This window comes from Mesorhizobium sp. LNHC252B00 (assembly GCF_000502955.1).
GTDB lineage: Bacteria > Pseudomonadota > Alphaproteobacteria > Rhizobiales > Rhizobiaceae > Mesorhizobium.
On sequence record NZ_AYWO01000013.1, the window covers coordinates 130316 to 142389 of the forward strand.

The window sequence follows — 12074 nt, forward strand, 5'->3', positions numbered from 1 at the left end:
GATGGACGCGGCGACCGCTTCGACTGGTCAAGGCAAGCAGGATCCGTCCGCCGGGGATGGCGCCACGTCATCCCTGAAGGATCGTATCGCCCGCGATCTCGGACAGCGCATTCTCGCCGGCACCTATGCACAGCACGCGCTGCTGCCGACCGAGGCTGAACTGTGTGTCATCTACGGCGCCAGCCGCACAGCGCTTCGCGATGCGCTGCTGACGCTTTCGGCCAAGGGATTGATCGAGGCGCGCAAGCGGGCAGGCACCCGCGTGCGTGTGTCGAGCGAATGGAACAGGCTGGATGCGCAGGTTCTCGAATGGATGCGCGACATCGAGCCCGATCTCGATTTTGTTCGCGGCTTGATCGAGGCGCGGCTGGTCATCGAGCCAGCTGCCGCTCAGCTTGCGGCGAAGATGGCGACCTCGGGCGATCTCGCTGTGATCGAAGCCGCCTACGAGGCCATGCGGATAGCGCCGGAGGATGACCTCGCCGCCTGTCTCGACGCCGACGTCCGTTTTCATACCGCCATCCTGCGCGCCAGCCGCAACCCGGTTTTCGCCAATCTCGGCAACATGCTTGCTGCGGCGCTGAGCTTCTCCTTCCGATTGACCACATCGGCCACCGCCAACTACCAGCAGACACTGAGCGCGCATGGCGACGTGCTGGAAGCCATCCGCATGCGCAGGGTCGACGACGCGCATGATCAGATGAAAGCGCTGATCGGCATCGCGTCGAATGACCTTCTCGCTGTCGCCCGCAAGGGTCGCCATCAACAGCCGGCCGCCGCTGCCAAGGCCGATACCGTCTGAATGATCGAGACCATTGAAATTCGAAGCGGCGACCTGTCCGCCGAAATTGTTCCGTCGCTTGGGGCAGGTCTGGCGCGGTTCGACCATGGCCGCGTGCCGCTGTTCAGGCCATGGCCGGAGCACGGGAGTTCGAACCCCTTCGATCTCGCCTGCAATTTGCTCCTGCCATGGTCAAATCGCATCTCGAGCGGTGGCTTCACCTTCGACGCCAATTTTCACGAACTGCTTCCCAACCTTGCCGGCGAGCCGTTTCCCATTCACGGCAATGGATTTTCAAAAGCATGGGATGTCGACAGCCTGACGCCGGACCATGCCAGGCTGTCGCTGACCAGCGGGGGACCCGGCCCGTACCGGTACCGCGCGGAGGTGAGCTACGCGCTGACTGGACAGGCGCTCGAACTGCTGCTTCAAATCGTCAACCGCGCGACGGTCAGGCTTCCGTTCGGGCTTGGCGTTCATCCATGGTTGCCCAGAACCTCACGGACAACGCTTCACGCCCCGGCGTCACAGGTCTGCCTCGAACGGCCGGACCATCTTCCTGACGGGTTCGTGGATGTCAAAACCCGTCCCGATTGGGATTTCGGCACGCCGACCGCCTTGCCAGTCGGATGGATAAACAATGCCTTCGCCGGCTGGGACGGCGTCGCTTCCATATGTTGGCCGGAGCAAAATAGCGGCCTCAGGATCGAGGCGTCGCCGCCCTTGAACTTCTACCAGGTCTATTCGCCATCGCAGGCGAGCGACTTTTTCTGTTTCGAGCCGGTAAGTCATGTCGTCGATGCTCACAACCGCGGCTCGATCGACATATGGAATGGATTGACGGTGCTTGGCCCTGGCGAGAGCCTGGCGGCTGGTTGCAGCTTCCGTGTCTCATCTTTGCCTATACCGAAGTAAAGGCAACAGCGGCCGCCCGGCTGGCCGTGGCGGCGCGGCTTCTGGCGCTGTTGCGGCGGGATCGCCTGGCGCCGCCGCTGGTGTTCGGACATTGATATGGGACGGCCGCCCGTTGCTCGGCGACCGTCATATTCTTCGCGCTGCGGGTTGAGTCGAACCGGTGACTCAAACTTTCAGCCATGATTCATCCCGTTGACGCCGAAACTACGCCGCCTGAACGATCTCGACCAGTTCAACATCGAATACCAGGTCCTTTCCGGCCAACGGATGATTGCCGTCGAGCTTGACGCTGGCGTCGTCCGCGCCGACGACCGTTACCGGCATGGGGCGCCCGTCGCCGGTTCTAACCTGCAATCGAGTGCCGACATCGACGTTGATGTTGTCTGGCACCTTGGCGCGGTCGATGGTCATGACCGCTTCAGGGCGATGTGGCCCATAGCCGGCCTCGGCGGGAACTTTGACGGTGCTTTTCGCACCCACCTCCATGCCCTCGACCTGGGTTTCAAGGCCAGGGATCAGTTGCCCTTCACCCAGCGTGAATTGCAGCGGTTCGCTGCCGGAAGCATCGAATTGAGTGCCGTCGGCCAGACGTCCAGTATAGTTGATGCGCACGGTGTCGCCATTCTTGGCCTGTGTCATAGCAGTCATCCTTTCGGAAGTTTTTGAGGGACCGGCCAGAGCTCACGGTCCCGTTCTCGATCATCCACGCACGAAGGTGCACGGTGCGAAGCTTTAAAACTAGGTACTCGGCTGCAGATGTAAAGCGCTAGAGCTGCCGACTGGCTTCCCACGCGTCGCCTTCATTCGCGTGCTGCCTGCGCGATGATACTGCCGGCAATCTTCAGCGCCGGCTAAGCCAGCACCGCACTCAGTGTAATCGCCGTCGATGCCCGTCAACATCAACGTGCATTCGGCCTCAATGCGCCATCGCCCGCTTTTCGAGCTTCCGCGCGTACTGCGTCAGCGGAAAGCACATGACGAAGAAAATCAGCGCCACCAGTCCATAGACCTTGAAGGGCTCGAAGGTGGCGTTGTTGATGGCGTTGGAGGTTCGCACCAGTTCCTCGAAGCCGATGATCGAGGTCAGCGCCGTCGATTTGATGAGCTGCACCAGGAAACCGACTGTCGGCGCGCGGGTGATCGAAAACGCCTGCGGCAGGATGATCAGCCTGAGTTCCTGCAGGTAGTGCAGGCCGAGGCTGGCGCCGGCGTCCCATTGGCCTAGTGGCAGGGCGGCGACGCCGGAGCGCCAGATTTCGGCCAGATAGGCGCTGGCGAAGAAGGTGAGGCCGAGCACCGCCGCCGTCCATGGCTCGATGCGCAGGCCCAGCATCGGCAGACCGAAGAACATCAGGAACAGCTGCATCAAAAGCGGCGTCCCCTGGAACAGGGCGATGTAGCCGGAGGCGACGCGCCGGCTCCACTTATTCTTGGCGATCCTGAAGAACAACACGACCAGGCCGACAATGCCGCCGCCGATGAAGGCCGCCAGCGATAGCAGCACCGTCCAGCGGGCGGCGAGCAGCAGGTTGCGCACGATGTCCCAGAAGGTGAATTCGATCATGACACGCCAGCCCCCAGGACGCGGCGGCCGCCTGTGACCAGCAGCCGGCGCAAGGCCATCGACATCAGGAGATAGACCATCGTCACGACCAAATAGGTCTCGAAGGAGCGGAAGGTGCGCGCCTGCAGCATGTCGGCCTCGTAGGTCAGCTCACGCACCGCGATCTGCGACACCACGGCGGACTCCAGCATCATGATGACGATCTGGCTGGCCAGCGCTGGAAAGATCACCTTGAGCGCCTGCGGCAGCACGATCTTGATGAACACCTGGCGTTGTCTCAAGCCCAGCGCGAGCGCTGCTTCCGTCTGCCCGCCAGGCACGGCGTCAAGCCCGGCGCCGACGATCTCGATGGTGTAGGCCGCCATGTTGAGGGTCATCGCCAGGATGGCGGCAAGTACCGGATCGAGCCTGATGCCGAGGCTGGGCAAGCCGAAGAAGATGAAGAACAGCTGCACCAGGAACGGCGTGTTGCGGATGATCTCGACATACCAGGCGATGGCCCGCTTGAGCAGCACCGGGCCGTTGCGGCGCCCCGCGGCACCCAGGATGCTGAGGAACGTTCCCGCCAGCGTGGTCACGGCGATCAACAGGATCGTCGTGGCCGCGCCGCGCGCTATGTCGCCGACAGCACCTGGAAGCCAGGCAAAGGCCACGGAAACTCAATCCTTGAGATTGTCGGGATTGAGCGGCGTCTTCAGCCAGGCTTTCGAGCTTTCGTCGAGCTTGCCGTCCGCCAGCATCTTGGCAACGGCATCGTTGACCGCCTTTTTCAGGCTGTCCTCATTCTTGTTGAGACCGATATGGGAGGGCGAGGTCAGGAGCTGGAACTTCTGCTCGGGCTCCAGCGCGTCCTGCTTGGCCAGCACCTGCGCGCCGACATCGTTGCCGACGACCATCAATTGCGTCTGGCCCGAGATGAAGGCCTGGATCACCGAATTGTAGTTGTCGAAGCGCTTGATGTCGGCCGACGCCGGCGCTGCCTCGGTGAGCGAGGTGTCTTCCAGCGTGCCGCGGTTGACGGCGATCGACTTGTCGGCAAGGTCTTCCTTGCCCTTGACCGAAAGTGCCGCCGGACCGATGACGGCGATGTAGTAGGGCGCGTAGGCGACAGCGAAGTCGATCACCTGCTCGCGCTCCTTCGAATAGCCGACGCTCATCAAGAGATCGACGCGGTGGTCGTTCAAGTATGGGATGCGGTTCTGGCCGGTGACGGAGACTGGGTTGAGCTTCACCTTGAGCGTGTCGGCAATGTATTGCGCGACATCCATGTCATAGCCCTTGAGGCTCATATCGGCGCTGGCCGAGGAGAAGGGCGGGAAATCGGCGAAGACGCCGACATTGATGGCGCCGGCCTTGGTGATATCGGCCAGCGCATCGGCGCTGGCGGCCTGGATTGCCAATGAGAGACCAGCGGTGCTGAGCATCAGCATGGCGGCTATGGATGCACATGTCTTTCGGATCGTCATTTTTATTCCCCTCTGGAAGCTTTGTTTGTTTGGGTCGGCCGCCGGCTCCAGTACGGCGGCCGCCTTTGCTTTCTGAACGTCAGGTTCCCTTGCCGGTAACAGCCTGGCTGAACACCATGAGGCTCAGGATCTCGAACAGCACCTGTGCGGCGGCATGCGCGGTGTTGGTGGTGGCGTCGTATTGCGGCGCCACCTCGACGACGTCGCCGCCGACGATGTTGAGGCCCTTGAGGCCGCGCAGCAGTTCAAGCACTTCGCGCGTCGTCAGCCCGCCAACTTCCGGCGTGCCGGTGCCGGGCGCGAAGGCCGGATCGACGCTGTCGATGTCGAAGGAGACATAGGTCGGCCCGTCGCCGACAATCTTGCGCGCCTTCTCGATGGTGGCGGGAATGCCGAGACCGGTCACTTCCTCGGCATGGACCACCGTCATGCCGGACTCATAGGTGAACTCCCACAGATATTCGGCCGAGCCGCGAATGCCGATCTGGATCGTGCGCGTCGGATCGAGCACGCCGTCTAGCACGGCGTTGCGGAACGGCCCGCCATGGTGGAATTTGGTCATGTCGAAGAGGCCACTGGTGTCGCAATGGGCATCGATGTGGATCAGCCCGACCGGAGCCTTCTTGCCGACGGCTTTCAGGATCGGATGGCTGATCGAATGGTCGCCGCCCACAGACAATGGAATGACGCCGGCATCGACGATCTGGTTGGTGCGGCGCTCGATGTCATCATGGCTGATCTCCAGCCGGTAGCGGCTGCGGAACGGCGTATCGCCGATATCGGCGACCCTGAGCTCATGTGTCGGCGCGCATTCCAGCACGTGATTGTAGGGGCCGATGCGCTCAATGGCGCGCAGCGCCCTTGGCCCGAAGCGCGCGCCCGGCCGGTTGGTGACGCCGAGATCCATCGGCACGCCGATCATCGCCACCTGCAAATCGCCGAAATCCGGATTATCGGCCGCTATTTCGCGGTAAGGTGCGGCGAGGAAGGTCGGGATGCCGGAATAGGGCGCCAGCCGCGTGCCGCTCTTGGAAAAGATCTTGTCGGCGACCTTGCGGAACTTCGGGTCGAACATCTCGCCGCCATGGCTTTCACCATACTTGCGACGCAACGCATCGAGCTTGCCGCGATCGTATCCCATATCCGCTCCTCCTGCCCGGGCTGATGCAGTGCGACCGTTGGCGATGCCTGGCGAGCCGACCGTCGTCCGGGCGGGTCGCTGTCGCGCTGGCTGCCTGCAGATTTCACGTCTTGAAGCTGTTTCGGGCTCAAGTGTCTGGCAGCCCCATTGAAAAATCAAATGATAATGTTAGCGTGTTCTCTGTGAGAAAATCTCACAATAAACTCGGAGCACGATCTGATCCGAAAACCGGCCTCCGCTTTTCGGGATCGCGCTTGAATGGATGCTCATGGCCAACCGGCTGCCGCCTCTCAATCCGCTGCGTGCCTTCGAGGCAACGGCCCGCCATGGCTCGCTGACCAAGGCGGCGAGTGAACTGAATGTCACGCATGGCGCCATCAGCCACCAGATCAAGGCACTCGAGCAGTCGCTCGGCGTCAAGTTGTTCGAGCGGGTCGGTCAGCGGGTCAAACTGACTCCTCACGGCGCCGAACTTTTGCCGGCGGTCTCGACGGCCTTCGACAGTATCGCGACCGCCACCCAGCGCATGACAAGGCCGGCGAGCAGCGGCACACTTTCGGTCTCCTGCGTGCCGGCGCTGCTGTTGTTGTGGATGACACCGCGGCTCGGCAGTTTCATGGCGCAATATCCCGACATAAGTCTGACGCTTATCCCCTCCAACGACCCTAGGGATTTGCGGGCGCCGAACATCGACGTCTGCGTGCATTATGGCGACGGCAGCTGGGCCGATTGCTGGATGCGCAAATGGTCGGGCCTCGAACTGTTTCCGGTGGTCAGCCCGACCTTGATCAACAACCGTCCGATCCGCAGCGTCAGGGATCTCGCCGACCATGTCTTCCTGCATGGCGACGATGGCCGGGAATGGCACACATGGCTGGCGGCCGCCGACGCGCTGGACCTGGAGCGGGGCCGCCGCCATCATCTTGGCGACGCACGCATGGCGACCGAGGCGGCGGTGCATGGCCATGGCGTGGCGCTGGGCGATTCCGTGACGGCGAGCGCGTTGCTGGCCAGAGGTATGCTGGTCGCGCCGTTCAGCCTGTCGGTGCCGGCGGTCGACGATTTCTATGTCGTCTGTCGCAACGAGATGAGGGCGACGCCGATCGTGCAGGTGTTCATCGATTGGCTGTTTGCCGAGAAGGCCGGGGATGACGGCCGCGCCGACGCGCCGGTAGCGGGCCGCATCGTCAGCCGCCGCAAGCGTCCGGCGCTCAGGGTCATCGGTGCCAAAACCGGAACCTGACAGCGGCTTGCGGTGGCCATCGGTGGGCTTCCGCCTCCACAGGGCTCTCTTTTTGTCGGGCCAGCCTGAAACCGGGCAGCGTTCTGGCGAATTCGATGCTATGAGGCCTGTCGCGGTTGTGGATTGCAGGCAGCAAAGGCGGTGTTGAAACATGGCTAAGACCGATATTGCGCGGCGGGTCTACAACCACACCTGGAAGCTCGATCCGATCGTGCGCAGCCTGCTCGACACGGATTTCTACAAGCTTTTGATGCTGCAGATGATCTGGGGCATGTACCCCAAGGTCGAGACCACCTTCTCGCTGATCAACCGCACCACTTCGGTTCGCCTCGCGGACGTGATCGATGAGGGCGAATTGCGCGAACAGCTCGATCATGCCCGCACCTTGCGCTTCTCCAAGAAGGAGATGATCTGGCTCGCCGGTAACAATTTCTACGGCCGCAAGCAGATCTTCGAGCCGGAGTTTCTCGCCTGGCTCGAAGGTTTTCGGCTGCCCGAATACGAGCTGTCGAAGCGGGACAGGCAATATGAACTGACCTTCAACGGGCCGTGGATGTACACCACCCTGTGGGAGATCCCGGCGCTGGCGATCATCAATGAACTTCGATCTCGCGCCGCCATGCGCGCGTTCGGGCCGTTCGCGCTCGATGTGCTCTATGCCCGCGCCAAGGCCAAGATGTGGGCCAAGACCGAACGGCTGAAAGCGCTGCCCGGCATCCGCATCTCAGACTTCGGCACGCGCCGGCGCCATTCCTTCCTGTGGCAGCGCTGGTGCGTCGAAGCGCTGAAGGAAGGTATCGGCGAGGCGTTCACCGGCACCTCCAACGTGCTTCTGGCGATGGACAACGACCTCGAAGCGCTTGGCACCAACGCGCATGAACTGCCGATGGTATTCGCGGCGCTGGCCAATTCCGAAAAAGAGCTGAAACAGTCGCCCTACAAGGTGCTGCAGGACTGGCAGCGCTACTATGGCGGCAATCTGCTGATCGTGCTGCCCGACGCCTTCGGCACCGCGTCGTTCCTGCGCGACGCGCCGGACTGGGTGGCCGACTGGACCGGTTTCCGCCCCGACAGCGCGCCGCCCATCGAGGGCGGCGAGAAGATACTGTCGTGGTGGCGCGACAAGGGCAAGGATCCCCGCCAGAAGCTGCTGATCTTCTCCGATGGGCTTGAGGTCGAGACAATCGAGGAGACCTACCGCCACTTCAAAGGCAAGGTGCGCATGTCCTTCGGCTGGGGCACCAATTTGACCAATGATTTCGAAGGCTGCGCGCCGACCGAAACCAACAGCCTCGACGCCATATCGCTGGTCTGCAAGGTCACCGAGGCCAATGGCAGGCCGGCGGTCAAGCTCTCCGACAATCCGGCCAAGGCGACCGGAGATGAGAACGAGATCGAGCGCTATATCAGGATTTTCGGGGAGAAGGACCGCGTGGAGCAACTGGTCAAGGTGTGAGGGGTGAGTGGGGCTTTTGGATAGAGTGAGTTCCATGGCGCCCCCGTGCCTCATCGCTTTGCTGGCCTTCCTCCCCACCCCCGCCTTCGCGCACGCCTCTGACCGTGGCCANGACCGCGTGGAGCAACTGGTCAAGGTGTGAGGGGTGAGTGGGGCTTTTGGATAGAGTGAGTTCCATGGCGCCCCCCTCTGTCCTGCCGGACATCTCCCCCCTAAGGGGGGAGATTGGCTGTCACTTCGGCTTTCGCCAATCCCCCACGCAGCGAAAGAGGCGCCGATCGAAGAAACTGCCAATCTCCCCACTTGAGGGGGAGATGTCCGGCAGGACAGAGGGGGGCGCCGTAGAGTGCCTTCCTGCGAGAGTTGCGCCCCCGTGCCTCATCGCTTTGCTGGCCTTCCTCCCCACCCCCGCCTTCGCGCACGCCTCTGACCGTGGCCATNGCGCCCCCGTGCCTCATCGCTTTGCTGGCCTTCCTCCCCACCCCCGCCTTCGCGCACGCCTCTGACCGTGGCCATGTCCTGCTCCTGCCGACGGGCTACTACCTGGTCGGCGGCGCCTTCGCCGTTGCCGTCAGTTTCCTCGTGCTGGCGCTGCTGCCGGTGGATTGGCTCGATCGTTTCTGGCGCCGGCGCCTGCCGCTATTCACCTTCGGCGACAGCGTCCGCACTGCCGTCAGTCTGATATCCTTTGCCGGCTTTGCACTCCTGAGCGCCGCCGGATTTTCCGGCAGCCGCGACCCGCTCTCCAACCCGTTGCCGCTGGTGATCTGGACATTGCTGTGGGCCGGCGTCGCGCTGTTGCAAGGCGTCTTCGGCGATCTCTGGTCATGGCTCAACCCGTGGTACGGGCCATGGCGCCTCGTCTCGCGCCTGTTGGGCGGGGACGACGAGGGAAGGTGGCAATGCCCTCGATGGCTTGGCTACTGGCCGGCAGTGATACTGTTCTTCGCCTTTGCCTGGTTCGAACTCATCGATCCGGCGCCTGACGATCCGGTGCGGCTGGCCTCAGCCGCGGGCCTTTACTGGCTGCTCACCTTCCTTGCGATGCTGGTATTCGGCTATCGTGCCTGGAGCCGCAGCGGCGAATTCCTGACGGTTTTCTTCTCGATGGTGGCGCGCTTCGCGATTGTAGAGCGCGATGAGAACGGCCGGCTTGACCTGTGCTGGCCGGGCGCCAAGCTGCTTGCCGCCAAGCCGTTGCCGACCAGCGGCATCGCCTTCCTGCTGCTGGCCCTGTCGTCGGTATCGTTCGACGGCTTGTCGAAGACGTTCTTCTGGCTTGGCCTGTTCGGCATCAATCCGCTCGAATTTCCCGGCCGCACCGCGGTGATCGGCAGCGGCACGTTCGGGTTGGTGCTGACATTCGTGCTGCTGGCGGCGGTGTTCCTGCTTGCCGTCTGGCTCGGCCAGCGCCTCGCCGACGGCGATCATACCCTCGGCGAGGCGGCTGGCCTGCTGGTCTGGTCGATCGTGCCGATCGCGCTCGCCTATCATGTCGCTCATTATCTGACCGCGCTGCTCATCGACGGACAGTACGCGCTTGCGGCACTTTCCGATCCGTTCGCGATGGGCTGGAACCTGTTCGGCACCGCCGACATGCAGATCGAGGCCGGCATCGTTGCCGGGGCGGACTCGGCGTGGTGGCTGTGGAATGTCCAGGCCGGCGCCATCATATCGGGCCATGTGCTGGCCGTCCTGGTCGCCCACGGCTTCGCCTGGCGCCTGCACCCGCAGCCTTCCCGCGCCGCGCTCAGCCAGTTCCCGCTTACCTTGCTGATGATCGCCTACACCGTCTTCGGCCTCTGGTTGCTTGCCACGCCGACCGCCGGATGAGAAAACGGCGGCCTCGATATCGTTGGGGAAGCTCGCTTGCCACATCAAGGCTTTGATGATTTAGTTTGTACACATGCAATTTTTCGCGTCCTCTGAGCGAGGATGCCTAAGCCGCCTTATCGTTGGTCAAAACTGAAAAACAGGGGAACGAACATGGCTGACAAGAACGGATTTTTCGACCTCTCCAAGACTGCCCTCACCCGCCGTACGGCGCTGAAGGGTCTGGCTGCCACCGCCGGCCTGGTCACAGCTCCCGGCTTCGTTCGCTATTCCCAGGCGCAGAGTTCGGCGCCGATCAAGATCGGTTTCCAGTCGCACCGCACCGGCATCGGCGCTGCCTATGGCCGCTGGTACGAGAAGACCACGGCTGCCGCGGTCAAGGCGATCAACGCCGCCGGCGGCATCAATGGCCGCCAGGTCGAGGTGATCATCGAGGATGACGGCACGGATCCCGGCCGTGGCGCCGAGGTGGTCGGCAAGTTCGCCACGCAGCACAAGACCGACATCGTCTTCGGCACGCTGTTCTCGCACGTCGTCATCGGTTCGGCGCCGGCTGCCGGCGAAGCCAAGATCCCCTATTTCGTCGTCAGCGAAGGCCACCATGTCGCCTCGACCAAGCTGAACCGGTATGTCTTCCAGCCCGGGATTACCGATGTGAAGAGCCAGATCCAGGCAATGGCGCCGTGGATCGCAGGCAATGTCGGCAAGAAGGTCACCATGATCTTCCCGGATTTCGCCTTCGGCTACGACCATCGCGACTACCTGCCGCCGGCGCTGAAGGCGCAAGGCGCCGANTCTTCCCGGATTTCGCCTTCGGCTACGACCATCGCGACTACCTGCCGCCGGCGCTGAAGGCGCAAGGCGCCGACGTCATCGCCCAGATCGCCATCCCGCCAACGGAATCCTCCTTCACCAAGTACTTCCCGCAGATCCCGGCCGAGACCGAGGTGCTCTATCACGTTATGGTAGGCCCGGCGGTGCTTACCTTCGTCAAGGAACTCGGCGAGTTCTACGGCTCCAACCGGCCGCAGCTGTTCGGTTTCATCGATTCGCTCGAAGCCACCGACATCAATAGCCCCGGCCTCGAATTCCTCGACGGCAGCCATTTCTGGGAAGGCTCGCCGCGCTATGCGCAGCCAGACGATTCCGAGGCGCAAAAGGCCTATCGCGCCGCCGTCGGCATCGACGACAATGGTGCCGCCGTCGGCGACCCAAAGGACGTCTCGACCGCGGCCCATATGTTCGGCTGCTGGGAAACGCTCTACGTCGTCAAGAAGGCGATGGAGGATGCCGGCTACAAGGGACCGGAAGACCGCGCCAAGCTGGTCGAGGCGACCGAGGCTCTGACCGAATTCGCCGAAGGACCCGAGCACCCGCAGGGGCCCAAAACTTTCAATGGCAAGATCCACCAGTGCTTCGGCATCCAGAACATTTCCAAGGTCGAGGGCGGCAAGCTGAAAGTCGTCCACAAGACCAAGATCGAGGACGGGCTTTACGAGGCCGAGGGGGATTACACGACGCAGGCGCTTTAGGCTTGGTCCTTTAAGCGCAGTGCCCTTCGGCCCACCCCCCTCTGTCCTGCCGGACATCTCCCCCGCAAGGGGCAGGGGAATCGCACATGAGTACAAAGGGACTCTTGTGTGGTGTGCGGAAATCGATTCTGAAAGGACCTCTG

General features: G+C 62.7%; 9 protein-coding genes and 2 pseudogenes. 6 read left to right on the forward strand and 5 right to left on the reverse strand.

Features of this window, described 5'->3' with window-relative positions; all coding sequences use genetic code 11:
* Position 1 precedes the first annotated feature (1 nt).
* On the forward strand, positions 2-802 hold the full coding sequence (locus tag X744_RS152350; RefSeq protein ID WP_245266699.1) for a FadR/GntR family transcriptional regulator: 801 nt from the start codon (positions 2-4) through the stop codon (positions 800-802).
* Positions 803-1696 (forward strand): aldose 1-epimerase, encoded by an 894-nt coding sequence (locus X744_RS152345; RefSeq protein ID WP_023760278.1) that lies wholly within the window; start codon positions 803-805, stop codon positions 1694-1696.
* Between the two features lie 204 nt (positions 1697-1900).
* Here the strand turns inward: X744_RS152345 and X744_RS152340 are convergent, their stop codons facing one another.
* The 5 genes from X744_RS152340 to speB all read right to left on the reverse strand — a co-directional run bounded on the left by X744_RS152340 (position 1901) and on the right by speB (position 5867).
* On the reverse strand, positions 1901-2335 hold the full coding sequence (locus X744_RS152340) for a peptidylprolyl isomerase (protein WP_023760279.1): 435 nt from the start codon (positions 2333-2335) through the stop codon (positions 1901-1903).
* A gap of 277 nt (positions 2336-2612) precedes the next feature.
* The gene (locus tag X744_RS152335) at positions 2613-3260 is read right to left on the reverse strand and encodes an amino acid ABC transporter permease (protein ID WP_023760280.1); all 648 of its coding nucleotides are present in this window, start codon (positions 3258-3260) and stop codon (positions 2613-2615) included.
* Entirely contained in the window at positions 3257-3913 is a 657-nt protein-coding gene (locus X744_RS152330; protein ID WP_023760281.1) for an amino acid ABC transporter permease, read from the reverse strand. Before X744_RS152330 ends, X744_RS152335 begins: the two co-directional genes overlap by 4 nt.
* Positions 3914-3919: 6 nt before the next feature.
* A complete protein-coding gene (locus X744_RS152325) occupies positions 3920-4726 on the reverse strand; it encodes a transporter substrate-binding domain-containing protein (RefSeq protein WP_023760282.1) in 807 nt (268 codons plus the stop codon).
* Positions 4727-4805: 79 nt separating this feature from the next.
* Entirely contained in the window at positions 4806-5867 is a 1062-nt protein-coding gene (gene speB / locus X744_RS152320; RefSeq protein WP_023760283.1) for an agmatinase, read from the reverse strand.
* Positions 5868-6135: 268 nt separating this feature from the next.
* On the opposite strand from speB, the gene gcvA reads away from it, so the two are divergent.
* From gcvA to X744_RS01000000169890, 4 genes and pseudogenes are all read left to right on the forward strand, one after another.
* The gene (gcvA, locus tag X744_RS152315; protein WP_023760284.1) at positions 6136-7110 is read left to right on the forward strand and encodes a transcriptional regulator GcvA; all 975 of its coding nucleotides are present in this window, start codon (positions 6136-6138) and stop codon (positions 7108-7110) included.
* Between the two features lie 151 nt (positions 7111-7261).
* Entirely contained in the window at positions 7262-8566 is a 1305-nt protein-coding gene (gene pncB / locus X744_RS152310; RefSeq protein ID WP_023760285.1) for a nicotinate phosphoribosyltransferase, read from the forward strand.
* Between the two features lie 314 nt (positions 8567-8880).
* Positions 8881-10399: pseudogene (locus tag X744_RS152305) on the forward strand (hypothetical protein).
* Between the two features lie 153 nt (positions 10400-10552).
* Positions 10553-11931 (forward strand): annotated as a pseudogene (locus tag X744_RS01000000169890) (ABC transporter substrate-binding protein).
* Positions 11932-12074 lie beyond the last annotated feature (143 nt).